Annotated in this window: 15 protein-coding genes; 8 read left to right on the forward strand and 7 right to left on the reverse strand. The window is 31.2% G+C overall.

All coding sequences use genetic code 11. From position 1 onward, the window contains the following. The first annotated feature begins 54 nt into the window (after positions 1 to 54). Entirely contained in the window at positions 55 to 1,092 is a 1,038-nt protein-coding gene (locus B3J26_RS02490; RefSeq protein WP_291073108.1) for a hemin-degrading factor, read from the forward strand. Between the two features lie 599 nt (positions 1,093 to 1,691). Here B3J26_RS02490 and B3J26_RS02495 read toward each other — a convergent pair. From B3J26_RS02495 to B3J26_RS02515, 5 genes are all read right to left on the reverse strand, one after another. Further along, the gene (locus tag B3J26_RS02495) at positions 1,692 to 2,939 is read right to left on the reverse strand and encodes a T9SS type A sorting domain-containing protein (protein WP_291073078.1); all 1,248 of its coding nucleotides are present in this window, start codon (positions 2,937 to 2,939) and stop codon (positions 1,692 to 1,694) included. 123 nt (positions 2,940 to 3,062) lie between these two features. Beyond that, positions 3,063 to 4,457, reverse strand: coding sequence for an HmuY family protein (locus B3J26_RS02500; protein WP_291073079.1), 1,395 nt, complete (start codon positions 4,455 to 4,457; stop codon positions 3,063 to 3,065). A 10-nt stretch (positions 4,458 to 4,467) separates the two neighbouring features. Beyond that, a complete protein-coding gene (locus B3J26_RS02505) occupies positions 4,468 to 6,609 on the reverse strand; it encodes a TonB-dependent receptor plug domain-containing protein (protein WP_219034425.1) in 2,142 nt (713 codons plus the stop codon). A 229-nt stretch (positions 6,610 to 6,838) separates the two neighbouring features. After that, a complete protein-coding gene (locus tag B3J26_RS02510) occupies positions 6,839 to 7,054 on the reverse strand; it encodes a helix-turn-helix domain-containing protein (RefSeq protein ID WP_286496083.1) in 216 nt (71 codons plus the stop codon). A 23-nt stretch (positions 7,055 to 7,077) separates the two neighbouring features. Beyond that, entirely contained in the window at positions 7,078 to 7,605 is a 528-nt protein-coding gene (locus B3J26_RS02515) for an AraC family ligand binding domain-containing protein (protein ID WP_291073081.1), read from the reverse strand. Between the two features lie 293 nt (positions 7,606 to 7,898). On the opposite strand from B3J26_RS02515, the gene B3J26_RS02520 reads away from it, so the two are divergent. The 7 genes from B3J26_RS02520 to B3J26_RS02550 all read left to right on the forward strand — a co-directional run bounded on the left by B3J26_RS02520 (position 7,899) and on the right by B3J26_RS02550 (position 13,827). Further along, the gene (locus tag B3J26_RS02520) at positions 7,899 to 9,083 is read left to right on the forward strand and encodes a CynX/NimT family MFS transporter (RefSeq protein WP_291073083.1); all 1,185 of its coding nucleotides are present in this window, start codon (positions 7,899 to 7,901) and stop codon (positions 9,081 to 9,083) included. Positions 9,084 to 9,190: 107 nt separating this feature from the next. Then, positions 9,191 to 10,030, forward strand: a complete 840-nt coding sequence (locus B3J26_RS02525) for an AraC family transcriptional regulator (protein ID WP_291073085.1) — start codon at positions 9,191 to 9,193, stop codon at positions 10,028 to 10,030. Between the two features lie 66 nt (positions 10,031 to 10,096). Continuing rightward, the gene (locus tag B3J26_RS02530) at positions 10,097 to 11,209 is read left to right on the forward strand and encodes a TonB-dependent receptor (protein ID WP_291073087.1); all 1,113 of its coding nucleotides are present in this window, start codon (positions 10,097 to 10,099) and stop codon (positions 11,207 to 11,209) included. After that, on the forward strand, positions 11,193 to 11,846 hold the full coding sequence (locus tag B3J26_RS02535; RefSeq protein WP_291073089.1) for an outer membrane beta-barrel family protein: 654 nt from the start codon (positions 11,193 to 11,195) through the stop codon (positions 11,844 to 11,846). Before B3J26_RS02530 ends, B3J26_RS02535 begins: the two co-directional genes overlap by 17 nt. Before the next feature lie 349 nt (positions 11,847 to 12,195). Next, on the forward strand, positions 12,196 to 12,462 hold the full coding sequence (locus B3J26_RS02540; RefSeq protein ID WP_291073109.1) for an outer membrane beta-barrel protein: 267 nt from the start codon (positions 12,196 to 12,198) through the stop codon (positions 12,460 to 12,462). 308 nt (positions 12,463 to 12,770) lie between these two features. After that, positions 12,771 to 13,046, forward strand: a complete 276-nt coding sequence (locus tag B3J26_RS02545; protein ID WP_291073092.1) for a hypothetical protein — start codon at positions 12,771 to 12,773, stop codon at positions 13,044 to 13,046. A 229-nt stretch (positions 13,047 to 13,275) separates the two neighbouring features. Further along, a complete protein-coding gene (locus tag B3J26_RS02550; protein WP_291063810.1) occupies positions 13,276 to 13,827 on the forward strand; it encodes a ferritin in 552 nt (183 codons plus the stop codon). Positions 13,828 to 13,899: 72 nt separating this feature from the next. Here B3J26_RS02550 and B3J26_RS02555 read toward each other — a convergent pair whose 3' ends face one another. Together B3J26_RS02555 and B3J26_RS02560 are read right to left on the reverse strand one after the other, a co-directional pair. Next, on the reverse strand, positions 13,900 to 14,451 hold the full coding sequence (locus B3J26_RS02555) for a lipocalin family protein (protein WP_291073094.1): 552 nt from the start codon (positions 14,449 to 14,451) through the stop codon (positions 13,900 to 13,902). A 208-nt stretch (positions 14,452 to 14,659) separates the two neighbouring features. Next, positions 14,660 to 16,882, reverse strand: coding sequence for a TonB-dependent receptor (locus B3J26_RS02560; protein ID WP_291073096.1), 2,223 nt, complete (start codon positions 16,880 to 16,882; stop codon positions 14,660 to 14,662). Positions 16,883 to 16,933: the final 51 nt, after the last annotated feature.

A 16,933-nucleotide genomic window follows, 5' to 3' on the forward strand; every position in this document is an offset into this window, starting at 1 on the left:
AAAAATCCAATCGACCAAAAACCACTTATTTTATTCGGTAAAAAAACAATTACAATGAACACACTTACAGATTTAAAACAACAATGGAAAGATTTGAAAGCAAATCAACCTAAAATTAGAATACGTAACGCAGCGAAAGAACTTAGCGTTAGCGAAATGGAACTTTTAGCAACACAATTAGGCGATAATGTCACAAAATTAAAACCTGAATTTGCTGCGATTTTACAAGAAATAGAATCACTTGGAAAAGTGATGGCTTTGACGCGCAACAACGAATGTGTACACGAACGCAAAGGTATTTACCTAAATCCTGATTTTTCTTCACCTCACGCACAACTTTTTGTTGGGGAAGATATTGATATGCGAATTTTCTTGAATGATTGGAAAACCGCTTTTGCAGTTGTAGAAAAATCTGAACATGGAGAACGCAAAAGTTTACAATTTTTCGGGAAAGATGGTGAGGCTATTCACAAAATATATTTAGTTCCGCAAAGTAATAAAGAAGCGTTTGATGCATTGGTTGAGAAATACAAAAACGAAGACCAACAAACAATTCCTACAACAGAAATCATCGAAAATAAAGTTACAGAAAAGCCTGATAACGAAATTGATGTTGAAGGTTTTCAACAAGCTTGGGTAGAGTTGAAAGACACGCATAATTTCTTTATGATGTTGCGCAAATTCGGCGTTACACGTACACAAGCGTTGCGTTTGGCTCCGACAGATTATCATGCAAAACAAATTTCAAATGAAGCAATTGTTCAATTCTTAGAAAAATCTGCCGAATTGCAAACACCAATCATGGTTTTCACAGGAAACAAAGGAAATATTCAGATTCATACAGGTGAAATTAAACGTACGATGTGGCACGAAAACTGGTTCAATATTTTGGATCCAGATTTTAATATGCACTTGGATATGTCAAAAATTGCCTCGACTTGGATTGTTAGAAAACCTACTGAAGACGGTATCGTAACAGCGATTGAGGTATTTAACGATAAAGGAGAAATTATTGTTCAATTCTTTGGGAAAAGAAAACCAGGTATTCCTGAATTGGAGCAATGGCGCGAAATTGTTGCTGAATTGAATTAAGAAGAATCTAACCAAATCTTATATTTCACACTAAATTTTACCCGATTAATAGAAAATGTTAATCGGGTTTTTTATTATTTTCCTTTTTCTATATAGATATGCTTTGTATAAATAGTAGCGTATCTATCATAAGATATCCACAAAGTAAAAAGTAAAGGTTGATTTTATAATTATCAATGTACAAACAATTAAAAACAGACTTGTTTATAATAAACCAAGGACTCGGGTAAGATAAAACAACTATGTTTATAATAAACCGAGGACTCGGGTAAGGATAAACAGACCTGTTTGTAATAAACCGAGGACTCAGGTAAGGTAAAACAACTATGTTTATAATAAACCGAGGACTCAGGTAAAGTAAAACAACTATGTTTATAATAAACCGAGGACTCAGGTAAGGTAAAACAACTATGTTTATAATAAACCGAGGACTCAGGTAAAGTAAAACAACTATGTTTGTAATAAACCGAGGACTCGGGTAAGGATAAACAGACTTACTTTGGAAGAATGCCTACGAAGTTATATACATCCAACTCTAATAAAAAAGGTCATCTTTCCAGACGACCTCACACAAAGAGACAAATAAAGTACTCAAAACTTTATTTCAAAACTATTTTTTTCGTTTCAACTTTATCGCCAGATTGTACTTTTACGATGTAAACTCCAGCCGAAAGTTTATTTAATTGTATTGTTTTATTTGTAAATGATGAAGTTGGTTGATAGCTTTCTTGATGCACCAATTGTCCATTTATCGAATAAATCTGAATATTTAATGGAGACGATTTCGCTTCTTGCGAATTGTACACCAAACCAATTGTTTTAGGTTGAGAAGTGGTATAAATTTCAAACTTCGTTTTGGCTAATTCTGTTGTTCCTAAATTAGTTGTTATATTTTCGTAATCGAATGTTATTTTTCCTGTAGAAGTTCCTTCAAACGTTTTGAAAACCAATTTATAAATCTGATTTGTAGATGTATTTTTGACAAAATGATTCGTAGGATTCACTACATAAGACCAACCCGATAAGGTTTTCCAATTATATCCAATCGCATTTATATCTGCTACATAAGCCGTATCATCAGTAGGATTTCCAGATTCTGTTTTCGCCACTTTGATCAAATCACTTTGCAAAACTCCCGTTACCGTATACATCACAACATCACCTTCATTCGTTGTAAGTGGTGTAACATATTTTGTAAATTTCAAATCCCATTTACTTTGGTCTGGCTCTGGTGTAACCGCTTTATCAGTCAATAAACTATAGTAATTAAACAAATTGTTTGGATTTGTCTTATGAGCTAATGTAACTTTTGTATCAGCAGACCACGTTCCATTTACCAATTTAGAATACGTAAAATTATATTCGCCTAACAGAGCTGCAAAATTATCTATTTTCAATTTCACATATTCTCCTGTTGCATATTTCAAGACAAAAATGATCGAACCATTTACATAATGATTTGCAATACTATATTCTCCCCAACCGTATGTCGCAGAACCATTATTGAAAGCACCTTCTTGCCAATCTGTGTCCGAATTATACAAAGCTGTCCACGTAGATAAATTAGCAACATCAATACTATTCCATTTTGAGACATCATTCGACGCTTCGTAAACTTCTATCCCTGCGCCATCGTTTACTCTAATTCCTGTAGACATATTCGATTTTCTATAAAATGAAATATCCCAATCGTTTCTATTTACAGAATTCGTCGATTGATCTGCCAATCCGTAATAAACATCATTTGTATAACCAGCACCCATAGTAACTTCGCCTTTTATGGTTTGAGCATTTATTACAACAGATGTTAGAATGATTAATGCTAAAAGTGTAAATTTGTTTTTCATGATATAATAATTTTTTAATTGTTAATCAGAATTAGAACAGTCAATCCGAGAGATTACACTCTGACCCGTATGACTCGGATTGACGCATTCTAACCACTAATAATGAGTATGTTTATGATAAATTTATTTGATAAGTTTATATTCAAATTTTGGATAACCTCTCACACCAGAAGCATTCAGAAAAGCTAACATTTTAATTTTGTAATAATTATTTTCTGCATCTTTGATGATATAAAATCGATCCGAAAATAATTTTTGAGGTGCAGTAACTTGTCGCCAAGAATCACCAATTGCACGCTGATCGTCTAAAAATTTTGTTTCATCAATCATCGTTTCATTAAATTTTTCGTAGGTAATTTCATTGGTTACATCTACACGATAGGCTTTTGCACCCGCTTTCAAATTATTGACCACATAATCCGAATATCCATACGAACCATTTCCTGTAATAAGATTAGTAAAAACTGTAAAGTTTAAATCCAATTCTAATTTTGAAGGTTCAACATTTACAAGATCATTCGTCGTAAAACTGAAGTGAACAAAATTGTGCGTTGTCGTTTTTGCAATTACTTTTTCTTTGTAAGTCGTATCATCCAAATCTGCATATTGCATCACATATTGCTCGTCTTTTTTGATGAATTTCACTTTTTTCCAACCGCGCGAATTTCCAGCAACAGCTGCCGAACCAACCGCAGGCGTTGAAGTTCCCACTTCGTAACCCAAATTCAGTAAATAAACTGGATTATCCGACTCTTTAATTTCCCCAATCGCTGTTTTCAAAATATCTCCAGCAGGATCGTCAACATATTCTTTGTTCGAATCTGTAAATGTACCTACCGCAACTTCGTTGATTAATTTCCCAACCGATGCTTTTGTTACTTTCGACAAATCGGTTTCGTCCAACGCTTTTACCGCCATATAAATAGAAGTATTTAACATCACGCGGAAATTTGTTCCATTATAAAACCCTAAATCCCAAGAATCTCTTTTTACCTTTGTTTGCGTTCCTTTACTTAAGTCTACATAAACTTGATATTGCTCATTTGGTCCGCCAATTTCCACATCCATTGTTCCTCCAATCGAATTTTCGAAAGAGATTTTTGTTGACGAATATCCTTGAATAATCGCTGATGGATAATCAATTTTTGTAATTTCAAACTGAATCGTTTTATCAGAACGATCAAATGGATAAATCAAATTCTTAAACGTAAAACTTGTTGACGTTTCACCTTTTTTGATTGGTATAATAATTTCTTGATTTGTAACTGCAACAGAAGTTGAATAATCAACATTATAAGTAGCTTTATCTTCGGTTATTTTAATATGAATTTGTCCATCTTGTTCTGCAACTTTAGAATAAATTAGATTTATTGTTTTCTCATTATCAATCTTACTAAAATCGATGCTTGCATCCTTAAAAGCAACAACAAAATCTTGTCCAATTGGATTGTTTTCATCATTACATGACCACAAAAAAGAAAGACTAAACAATAGGATATATATAAATATTTTTTTCATGATTTTTTGATTAATTAATTCCTAAATTGAAGGTAAGTTTAGCAAAATACGAACGTCCATATCCATACAAAATACTTGTAGAACCTTGGCTATGCGCACCATCATTTCCAGATGAACTGTTCAAATACTTTACATCAAAAAGATTTCTTGCACCAATTGTTAAACTAAGTTTTTTGTTCCAAAAACTTTGTCTTATTGACGCATCTATCCAGTTAAAAGCTTCTTGTTTACCTTTTACTAAAATTTGTTCACTTGTATTTGACGGATTATTTTTCAAGACAAATTGCTCTTGAGCTCCATTGTATTTATAGAAAAGTGAGAAAATTGTATTGGTTTTTGGCAAAGTGTACGAAACATTTGCATTGATTTGCGTTGAATAGAAATATTTATTTTTAACTGAATTTACAGCAACTGCTTCATCAATATCTTGCTTGATGCCTGTCAACGTAAAACCAACTCCTCCCGAAAATTGATGGACTTTGAATTGATTCAAATACGTAATACCTTGTACATCGTAATTATCAATATTACGATATTGATATTTCAATGGAGATTCTTCGACAACAATCAAATCAATCTTATCTTTCAGATTAATTTTCCACAACGATACTTTTTGCTCTAATGAATTATTTTCTCCGATATACCAATTCTTTTTTAAGTGAACAAAAGCAGAAACTCCTTTTTCTGGATTCAGATTTTCGTTTCCTTGCACATTATGATTGACGTCTACGAAATACGAATACATTTCCTCATAATTTGGCAAACGTGGTGAAGTACCAACAATCGCGCGCAATTCCCATTGTTTTCCAAATAGATATTTCGCACTCAAACTCATCACATACTGCTTATCAAATTGCTCCGAAAACATCACGCGAGCGCCTGGACGAAACGAAAGTTTATCATTTAGATTAATTTCAGAAGAAGCAAAAAAATCATACGTTCCTAATTTTCTTTCTATAGGTTTTTGGAAAAATTCTCCTGCCGAAGTTGAAGCAAAACCTTTTGTTTGATCGATTTCATAACCAAATTGAAAATCGAAATAATCATTTTTATTGATAAAATTGCTGAACATCCCTTTCGAATAATACACTTTTCGACTTTCATATTCGAATTTGTTTACATCATGTTCAACACCTTCAAGAATTTCATAATTATACGATTTCAATTTTCTTTTTTGTTCTTGATACGAAAACGAAACATCATAATTAATTGCTTTTCTAAATCGTCCTGAAGCATTTAAGTGATTGTAAATACGATCTGTTGTGTACACTCTATCTTTTCCAAAATAATCTACCGTCGCAGTTGGCGCATTCGGTGCAAGAGTTGGATTGGGATCGTAATACTTAGTTTCTTCGTTGAAATATTCGAATTTATAAAACAAACGATAATTGTCTTTTTTATATTGAACAAATGCCTTTGCTGCATTTTGTTCTTTTGGCAACCATTCGTATCCTCTCAATCCGTCATTATTAGGATAATTCTTTCCTTTTTTATCATCAAAAAATCCTTGAAAATCATTACGTGAAAAACTTAAATTAGCGTAGATTTTGTCTGAAAATTTATGCCCGATTTTCAAGGATTGTATATGTCTTCCTTTATTTTTCCAATTGTATTCATCTCCAATTGTTTCCTCTTGCAAAGTCGCAGAAATATCAAATTTATTCTTCCCTCCTTTTTTAGTAATAATATTGATTACTCCCGCAATAGAATTTGCTCCATATTCCACTCCCATCGCACCTTCTACGATTTCTATTTGTTGAATATCATCTAAGTTAATCTGCGTTAAATCGGTATTATTCCCTAAACCTTCGTCGTTAACTAATGGAATATTGTCCACCAAAATTTTGAAATATTGTGCATCCAAACCAAACATTTGCACCGTCGATTTTCCTGTAGAAGAACTCGGAATAATATTCATATTCAATGTTTGATTTAAAACATCTGCCAATGTGTTTCCTGCTTGTCTCTCGATCATTTCTTGCGAAATCACTTTTACTTCGTAAATAGATTTCTTGACCGATTGCGCATTATATTGCCCAGAAATCACGGTTTGTTCCAAATTAATCGTCGAATCTTTTGGAAACGAATTAATTTCTTGAGCCTGTAGAATTAGTGTTGTAAGTAAGCTTAGTAGAAAAAAGCGCCTCTTCATTTGTCCTTAATTTTATTATTTAGAATTAGTCTAATAATTAATAAGACAAATGTAAACGAATTTTTTAATTTATTTTTATTTATTCTAAATTAATTTATTGAATAGTGATAAAAATCGAGCTTCGTCTTCTAATTCTGATAAAAGAATGAGATGTTAAAACATTATTAATCAATTTAATTGTTAAAGAATTAAATTAAGGAAAGTAAAAATTGAACGAAATTAAAACGAATTATTTTCGTTTAGGTTTTGTTTTCGTAACAGCAAAATAAGACGCTGTAAAAGCAGACAAACTTTTGTAACCGACTTTATAAGCGATTTCGCTCAATGTAAAATTATTGGTATCTATTAATTCAATACTTCTTAGAATTCGGACAAGTTGCATATATTTTTGAAGTGTAATTCCTGTTTCTTGTTTGAAAATTCGTTGCAAATTTCGAGCAGACATATTCGCTTTATCTGCTAATTCATTTAGATTAAAATTTGTGTATAATGAGAATGAATATATTCACTTACAGGAATTAAACGTCTATCAACAAGAACTGGCAATTCTAGATTATGGTTTTCATCGCAAAAATGAGGCAAACTATACAACATCGAATTTAAGAAAATCTTTTGCTCCTCCTCTTCAACCAAAAATTTATTCCATTTTGAAGCGTATAACATCATTTCCTTTAGAATCGGCGGTGCAACAAAAACATGGATATCGTTGTAAAAATCTTCCTTAAAAACTTCTTTAAATAAAATCAACATTGGATTGACCGTTTTCGCCTCGGAAGTTGTACGATGTAGCTTATTTGCAGGAATCCAAATCACTTGATTTTGAGGAACTAAATAAATCTTTTGTTCGATATAAAAATATTGGTAACCTTCTTCAACATAATTCAATTGGAAATAATCATGCGAATGAACCTCATCCGCATTTTTGCGATTCTTCTCGTACCAAACATAAGTATTGGTCGTCATATGATCCGAATATTCTCCAATAATTTGTTTCATAAATGAATTAATTTTTCCTTTTGTACATTTAGCTAATTATAGCAATAAAACCGTCAGTTCGAGTGAAATTCTGGAAGAATTTTATATCGAGAATAAGGTTTTAGAAGATAAAATTCATCTTAATTCTCGATACAATTTTTATTCATTTCATTTCTAAAAATCACTCGAACTGACGAATTTTAATTCAAGATATACAAAATGTTAATTTTATTTGTCGTTTTAAATATAATATATGGCAAAATTAATAAAAACGACATGATTAATTTTGTAACCGAATTAGAAATATCAAGTCAATGGAAAAAAATAAAAATATTTGGATTGGAATTGCAGTTGTCATTTTAGTTTCAACTAACCTAAGAGCTCCAATTACAGCTGTTAGTCCAATTTTAGATGAAATGAAATCTGTCTTAAAAATAGATAATTTTCAAGCAAGTTTATTGACTTCTATTCCACTTTTCGTATTTGCATTTTGTTCAATTTTGGTGAGTAAAGCCACTGCAAAAATTAATATTCGACATGGATTAATTTATTCCTTAATCATTCTAACTATCGGGATTTACGTTCGTATTTACGGCAATATTTCGATGTTATATATCGGTTCGTTACTAATTGGATTGGGAATTTGTATTGGAAATGTTTTGACACCAGCGTATATAAAAAATACGTTTCCAACAAAAATTGGAATTATGACAGGTATTTTTTCGGTTTCGATGAGTTTAATCGCCGCATTAGCTTCTGGATTGAGTATTTCAATTGGAAATTGGACAAATTTAGGTTGGAAAGGTTCTCTTGGAGTTTGGATTGTAGCGGCTATAGCTGCGCTTATAATTGTCTGTATTGATTCCTTAAAAAATAAATCAGTGACTCAACAAAAAACTGTTCAATCAGAGGATGTAAAATTCAATATTTTCAAATCGAAACAAGCATGGAACATTAGTATTTTTATGGGATTACAATCGTTGATTTATTATTGTTTGGTTGCATTATTACCTACATTATTAATCGATTTTGGCATGACAAAAACCAATGCAGGTTGGGTATTTTCGGTTTTACAACTTGCCATGTTACCCGCCATGTTAGTTAGTCCAGTTTTAGCTTCGCGCATGAAAAATCCAAAAATTATGATTTACATAACTTCTGCTTTATATTTTATTGGAATCATAACATTGTTAATTTTCAAAGCGAAATTCAGCTATTTGAGTGCTATTTTAATTGGAATTGCAGGAGGATTTGCCTTTAGTCTTTCTATTTTATTCTTCTCATTGAGAACAAAAACAATGGTTGGAACCATCAAAATTTCGGGAATGGCACAATCTGTTGGTTATTTAATTGCGGCATTTGGACCTCCTATTTTCGGAAAATTATATGATATCGATTCTACTTGGAGCTATTCATTATACTTTTTAATGTTCTGCATGATGATCCTAACATTTTTTGGAATAAAAGCTTCTCAACCTAAATTTGTGGAGGAAGATTAAAAATAATTCAAACTTACAGGTAACATATATCAAACAAAAACGTCTATAGAATAGAACACGTTATCAACGTGTTATTCGCGCAAATTGATTATATTACATGTACGTTTATGAAAACCGAAATTATACAACCTCATCATCCTGAATTAAAAAATATTGTTCAATATTTCATCCTTTTCAAATCTGAAAAGGATGAAAAGATTGACTATTCAACTTTTCCTAATACTAATCTTTGTCTTTCCATTTACAAGCAGAATAAAATCGTTCTCGAACAAAATAAAACCAGCAAACATCTTTTTACCCTAAAAGGAAATGCTACATACAAAAGTTATTTATCAGGATTTCATGAATCTAATCTTAATGTAAGCATTAATGCTACTTTAGATGAAGTTTGTATTATTTTTCATCCAGCTGCGTTACGTTTATTTACAAATATTTCGTACGATGAATTAATTAAAAGTGATGAAGTTTTCGAAATGATTTTTCCAAAATTTGCAACAGATTTTACAGAACAATTATTTGAGGAAAAGAACTCTTTGAAAAGAATTTCAATGCTCGAAAATATACTATTGAAAAGCTTGAATCAAGATTATTTAACTACTAAAACCAAAGAAATCTTATATCTCATTCAACAAACGAATGAATTAAAAGTTGGTCCTTTAGCCAAACAACTTTCGATGAACGAATCGACTTTATATCGCTTGTTTATGAATCAGATTGGGCAAAGTCCGAAATCTTTTTTGAAAACAGTTCGATTTAGAAAAGCGCTAGATTCTGTTCTTCATTTCGAAAAAGAAAAACTTACGCATATCGCTTACCAAAATAATTATACAGATCAATCTCATTTTATCCGCGATTTTAAAGAAATTACGGGACAATCGCCCAATCAATTAAGAAATAAAACAAGCATTCAACAAGAACAATTGGCTTGGATTTATGCGCAACATTAAGCTGCACGATTTTTTCAATTTTATCTTTCTTCGATACTTTTTCTTTGTTATAAATTAATATAACATATGAAAAATCTTATTTTGATTAGCTGCTATTTGATTGCCTTTAGCTTTTGTTCATCAGCATTTGGGCAACAATTCACAATAAAAGGAAAAGTGATCAATCAACATGATAAAGCACTTGAATTTGCTGATATTCTTCTTTTCGAAAATGATAGTTTACTTATCAACCAAGCGTATACAGATAGTCTGGGATTATTTTCTATGAAAATAGATGCTGGAACTTATTTACCTAAAATAGAACAATTTGGCGTAGAATTTTATTCTCAAGAAATAGAAATCAAGCAAGATAAAGACTTAGGGCTTGTCAAAATTCAAGATGCTACAACTTTAGAAGGCAAAACGATTACAGCAAAAAAGAAATTGATTGAACAGAAAGTTGATCGACTTGTTTACAATATCGAAAATTCTATTGCTTCGCAAGGAATGTCTGCTTTGGACGCTTTACGAAACACACCGATGGTGAGTGTACTGAATGATAATATTTCTATTGTCGGAAAAGGAAATGTTGCTGTAATGGTAAATGATAGAATGCTTAATTTATCAGGAAGCGAACTTACTAATTATCTACAATCGCTGCGCTCCGATGATATTGCGAAAATTGAAATCATTACAACTCCTCCTTCAAAATATGAAGCGCAAGGAAATAGCGGAATTATTAATATTATTTTAAAGAAAAATCCCAATCTTGGCTGGAGCGGGAGTATAAATTCTTCATATCAACGAAATTCATACAATGGTTTCAGAACAGGCGGAACGCTTAATTATCAATCGAATAAAATAAGTAGTTCATTAAAAATAAATCAAGGTGATATTAATTATAAATTACACAATAGTCGAAACCTGATTGGGAAAGAAACTGCAATTTATACAAACGAAGAAAGGCATGATAACCCGAAGATTTTTAGCGTTAATTATAACTTAGATGTCAAAATCAATAAAAATCAAAATACAGGATTTATTTACAGTTATAGCAAGTTGAATTATGATATGGATACAAAAGGAATCAGCCGATATCAAACACATTCTATTATCGATTCTACTTTGTATACCAATCAAAAAGAACATTGGTCAACACATACACATACCTTGAATGCCTATTATGACAAAATTAGATAGCATTGGAAAAAAGCTAAATTTTACCGCGAATTTTCTAAATAATTCACCCAAAAAATTCAATGATTTTAATACACAAAATGAGTTGAATAATAACGAAACTTTAATCCAAAACAATAGAAAAATGAAGTATTCGATCTTTTCGATGCAAGTTGATTTTACTTTACCTTACAAATGGTTGAATATAGAAACGGGGTTAAAATATACTTTGCTCGACAACAAATCGAATGTGGGATATTATGAATTTGATGGAGTAGATTTTATTTTGATTCCTACTAACAGCAATGTTTTTCAGTACAAAGAAAATAATTACGCGGCTTATGTGAGTTTTCAAAAAGATTTCAATCAAAAATGGTCAGCAAAACCTGGTTTACGATACGAATACACTTCGCTAGAAGGTTTTACACCAAATGACGAAAACAGCAGTCTGAAAAAGATCTACGGAAAATTCTTTCCTACAGCTTATATAAGTTATAGACCAAATACAAATCATTCGTTCAGTATCGATTATTCCAAAAGAATAAATCGTCCCAATTTTCAATCTTTAAATACATTCCGTTGGTACACGAATCCGTATATGTATTACACAGGAATTCCTAAATTACAACCATCATTTAATGATAATATTGAACTAAATTAATCTACAAAGGAAAATTTACATTTGGACTATACTATCAATTTAGCCAAAATAACACATCGAATATTACACGTTTTTCGGACGAAATTTACAGCAACGTAATAAAAATAGTTATGACCAAAACAGAACGGGATTCAATATTGTATATTACAACACAATTTTCAAAATTTGGGAAACCTCAATCAATGCAAATGCATCTTATACAATCACAAAACCGACAATTTCTGAATTGGAAAAAATGAAAGTTTATTCGATGTCATATACCTTTTACAAGACTATTACACTAAATTATAATAAAAAGCGGTATTTGATGCTGAACTTCTGACATTCGCTTTCATTCACCTATGCCAACATAAAACTGCAAGATCAATTAGAATTTTCGCCAGGCATTAAAGCTTCGTTTTTCGATAAAAAATTACAAGCTAATTTTGTGGTAAATGATGTATTCAAAACGATTAAAAACAAAGGGTATTCGTATAATAGCGATTATCGTTCGGAGTTTTATCAATACAATGATTACCGAGGTTTTAAACTTAGTTTAACATACAATTTTGGAAATAACAAAGTGAAAGAAAACAACAAAAAAGTGAATTTCGAGGAACAAAACAGAGCAAATTAAACTTAATATAAATCTCAAAAACATCAACATAACTGTTAACCTTTAAATTTCGCCACTATTTATCAAAAAATTTGAAAATAGTTAAAGTGCATTCCGATGAATATGAGATATTTATTTGATTTAACACATCAATATAAATTAACAAGAACTAAAATTAATGAAGAAAGCATTAGAAAATTATTCAATTTATTAAAGAAATTATTCCTGTTACCGTAGGTATTTTGATTGCGCTGTTTATTGACAATTGGAACACAAATAGAAAAGACAAAGTTTATATTTATCAAGTATTTTCAACAATAAAAAGTGAATTGAATGAAACAACAGAAGAAATAAAATACAATATTCCATTGCAAAATTCTTATGTCGATTCGCTGGAATACTATGCTGATAACGAAAGTGTTAACATTTTGGATGTCACAATGAAATGTAAAGGTGTTTTTATTCCTCAAATTAAAACAAGCGCTTGGAAATCAGTTTCTACTTCCAAAATTGACTTGATAAATTATGATAAAATCACTTCTTTATCTAATATTGAAGAACAAAACAGAATTTTTCATGAATTTCTTATACTCCAACTTTTATGAAACAGAAAAGAACAAAAAAGAGACCATCAAAATTCTAATATTAGACATTATTCAAACCGAAAAAACAATTCAACGACAAATTGATTTTTATAATAAGAAGTAAGGTTTAAGGTTATCAAAATATTTGAAACAAATCTAAATATCAATATTTTAGAAAGTATTAACAATTAAAAAAAGGGTTTGGCGCGAAAATTACATTCAATATTTTCAAAATAAATTCTACTTAAAAATGAATACAACAAGAATTTCTAAAACATTACAAAAAGCACTAAATGATCAAATTACATTAGAAGCTTTTTCTGCACAAATTTATCTTATGCTTGCATGTTGGGCAGATGAAAATCAATTGGACGGAGTCAAAAATTTTATGATGAAACACTCTCAGGAAGAACGCGTACATATGGCTAAAATTATAGAATATGTGCAAGAACGTGGTGGTATTGTAAAAATTGAAGCAATTAAAAAACCTGGACCTGAACCTAAAAATGTATTAGAGTGTTTTCAAGCTGTTTTAAAACAAGAAATCGAAAATACCGAATCCATCTACAAAATTGTAAAAATGAGTATGGAGGAAGAAGATTGGGCAACATCGAATTTCTTACAATGGTTGGTTGCTGAACAACGTGAAGAAGAAAAATTAGCACTCGATTTATTAGACAAAGTAAAATTAGCGGGTGGGGCTAATATGTCTGATGCTGCAAAATTTGATTTAAACAAAACGATCGGTAATACAGGACAAGATTTTCCGACAGCAGATCAAATTAATCCATTAGCAGAATAATTTATTCATCATTCATCTCAAAGGGCTAATTTCNNGAAATTAGCCCTTTGAGATGAAAATATATTTATCAACTTATTCTTGTACAGTCCAAGTAAGTTCCTCTATCGCATATCCTTTTTCTTCTGCATACAAAAGAAACTTTTGTTTTGTTGCTTCCGAAATTGTTTTTTGTCGTGATAAAATCCACATATAATCATGACTTTCACCAAAAACCAAAGCTGTTTCATAATCGGGATTCATCAACACTACATTATATCCTGAATAAAATGGTCCAAAGAAACTAACTTTTAAAGCTCCTTTCCCTTCTTCTCCATTCAACTTAGCTTTTCCATGAGCTTCTTTCCATTGATTTTCTTTATAATCAAAACCTCTGTTATGAACTTCTATTATACCTTTCTTATTCAAAAAATAAGTCGCAGTTACATGACTCATATTTTTTTCATATTTGAAATCTAAACGTGCAACTTCATACCACTTTCCCATGTATTGGTGCGGATTAAAATTTTCGACCGCTGTAACATAATCCGGGATTTTAACTTTTCGACAATTCAACCAAGCGTATGACAATCCTCCCAAACCTGCTAATGCTAAACCTGAGATCATTTTTTTATTTAATTGCTTCATAATTCATTCTTTTTGTGAGAAACTTTATTTATAAATTCAATTGCAATCATTAAGCCAATAACCATATTTGAAAAGGTTTTAATACATTTTCTTGTTTAGTTTTCTTTATAAATAAAATACACAAAACTTTCTAGTACAGTTTTCAATATTTCCTATCTAAAAATTATTTTCAAGAAAAAAGCGAATCAAAAGATTCGCTTTTTATAAATTAAAAATTGTATGTAAAACTTAGATTAAAAGTTCTTCCTCGTCCAGCGTAATAGAACAATTCTGGTACTTTATATGCACTATACAAAACTTGTGATTTTGCGCTCCAAATTGTTTGGTAATCGGTATTAAAAATATTCTGAACACCTAAATTAATTTTACCAAAAGGTAATTTGTAAGCAATCATTAAATCTGATGTATTGTATGAATCAATCACATTTTCCAAACCATCTGTGTATTTAAAGCTTTGCAAAGTTTGAAATCTAAAATTCCAATTATCAAATCCATAACCTGCGTAAGCTGTAAATTTAGAAGGTCCAGAAGTAGAAACATCTTGTTTTTGCCAATCACCATTTTTCTCCACTTCAGATTTGATTAACAATGTATTTGCACCAACATAAAATCCTCCATTTGTATAAGAAACCTCTGCTTCTACGCCCATATTTCTTAATTTCTGATCAACCACTTCTACCCAAAGATTTAATCCATCACGTTTTAAAGCAATATTTTTATCGGAATTACTGATAAATCCAGAGATTTGTCCTTTAAATCCATTATTTGTTCTGAAACGATAACCAAGTTCAAATTGTCCTGTTTTCACACCAGAAAGAGGAGAATCTTTTACATTGACACTCGAACTTAAATCCCAATTATTGGTTGCAGAATTAAATTTATAATTTCCATATCCATAAAATTTTGATGGATCAGCCAACGAAACTCCTTGTGAATAAGTTGTCCAAACTTGGTTCAATTCATTAATTTTATACAACAAACCAGCATTTAGCATCGTCATATTATAGCTACTTTTTCCGCCTGGAATATAATCGGCGCTGTTTCCATAACCATTAGCGATTTGCAATTGTTGAGTAGAACCAATAAAATCATCCAACTTAATTGAAATATCTTGGTAACGAATTCCTCCCGAAACTTTCAATTGGGGTAAAATATCATACTCAGCTTGCGCATATCCAGCAAAACTTGTAGAATGATTAGTTGGATAACGATCAATCGTTAAAACAGTGTGATTAATCATTCCTCCACTTGATAATGACTTCTGAGAATCAAATACATTTTGTTGACCTTCAAACTTTTCAAAATCAACATCTGCACCGTATGTTAATTTCAATTTTCCCCAATCTTTGACCAAAACAGCTTTTAGACCCGAATAATACGTATCCTGTTGAGAAGCCGACATATAAGGACTTGTCCCAGAAGGCAACGTTAAATTACCTGGGAATGGATAAAATCCTAATTTCTCGACACGAGAAGCAAATTGAACATACACATCTTGCCCTCCTAAAATATTAGTTCCATTATAACTCAATGTTCCCATTATACGCTCTGTTCCTGGATTTTTATCCGTATCAAAACCATCACGCATCTCCAAAACAGAAGCATCTCCTTTGGTTAAAACACTAATGTTTTCACCTAAATATAGACTACGATCTCCACTATATTTGGAACGATAATATTGCACAGATCCATTGATTTGATGATTCGGATTGAATTTATAACCTGCTGTTGCCAACACATCAATAGATTGATTATATTGTAAATCTAATTGCGAAATATCTGCAAATATTTGATCACCATCTGCATCATAAGCTCCGCCATTTTGTTGAAATGCAACAGCCAAACGTCCCGTAAATTTATCATTTTTGTAACCAATAGATTGAGCAACGCGCCAATCATGATCATCACTTCCTGAAAAACCTGTACGTAAACCAAGTTCTGTTTCGCCACTAATTCCATTTTTTAGTGCTTTTTTCGTCACAATGTTGACAATACCACCTGTCGCATTTCCGCCATAAATTGCGCTTGCACCAGATAAAACCTCAACTCTTTCGATATTAAATGGATCTATTGCATCCAATTGACGACTTATGTTACGGATACTGTTTAAAGAAACTCCATCTATCATCACCAGCATTGAACGTCCACGCATATTTTGACCATAATTTGATCTTCCTTGCGAACCAACATCCATCCCTGGAATCATAATCGCTAAAGCTTCTTTTAATGGAACACCATTTTTAGCTTGTTGTGCAATTTGTTCTTGATTGATCACCCAAACAGTTCCTGCCAAATCAGATATTTTAGTAGGTTTTCTTGAAGCAACTACCACAACATCATTCAAATCTGTGGATATACTATCATTCGTTTGGGCATATAACAGCGAGGCACTCCCCAATAAAATTGTTAAACAGATGATATTTTTTTTCATAGTGTGTTTTTAAATAAATTATATTTGCTGCAAATATAATTTTTATTTATT

This window comes from Empedobacter sp. UBA5987 (genome assembly GCF_002429865.1).
GTDB classification, from domain to species: Bacteria; Bacteroidota; Bacteroidia; order Flavobacteriales; family Weeksellaceae; genus Empedobacter; species Empedobacter falsenii_B.

Coding starts and splice junctions, on each gene's coding strand:
- B3J26_RS02490 (WP_291073108.1), top strand. CDS start 55: ATGAACACACTTACAGATTTAAAACAACAATGGAAAGATTTGAAAGCA.
- B3J26_RS02495 (WP_291073078.1), bottom strand. CDS start 2,939: ATGAAAAACAAATTTACACTTTTAGCATTAATCATTCTAACATCTGTT.
- B3J26_RS02500 (WP_291073079.1), bottom strand. CDS start 4,457: ATGAAAAAAATATTTATATATATCCTATTGTTTAGTCTTTCTTTTTTG.
- B3J26_RS02505 (WP_219034425.1), bottom strand. CDS start 6,609: ATGAAGAGGCGCTTTTTTCTACTAAGCTTACTTACAACACTAATTCTA.
- B3J26_RS02510 (WP_286496083.1), bottom strand. CDS start 7,054: ATGTCTGCTCGAAATTTGCAACGAATTTTCAAACAAGAAACAGGAATT.
- B3J26_RS02515 (WP_291073081.1), bottom strand. CDS start 7,605: ATGAAACAAATTATTGGAGAATATTCGGATCATATGACGACCAATACT.
- B3J26_RS02520 (WP_291073083.1), top strand. CDS start 7,899: ATGGAAAAAAATAAAAATATTTGGATTGGAATTGCAGTTGTCATTTTA.
- B3J26_RS02525 (WP_291073085.1), top strand. CDS start 9,191: ATGAAAACCGAAATTATACAACCTCATCATCCTGAATTAAAAAATATT.
- B3J26_RS02530 (WP_291073087.1), top strand. CDS start 10,097: ATGAAAAATCTTATTTTGATTAGCTGCTATTTGATTGCCTTTAGCTTT.
- B3J26_RS02535 (WP_291073089.1), top strand. CDS start 11,193: ATGACAAAATTAGATAGCATTGGAAAAAAGCTAAATTTTACCGCGAAT.
- B3J26_RS02550 (WP_291063810.1), top strand. CDS start 13,276: ATGAATACAACAAGAATTTCTAAAACATTACAAAAAGCACTAAATGAT.
- B3J26_RS02555 (WP_291073094.1), bottom strand. CDS start 14,451: ATGAAGCAATTAAATAAAAAAATGATCTCAGGTTTAGCATTAGCAGGT.
- B3J26_RS02560 (WP_291073096.1), bottom strand. CDS start 16,882: ATGAAAAAAAATATCATCTGTTTAACAATTTTATTGGGGAGTGCCTCG.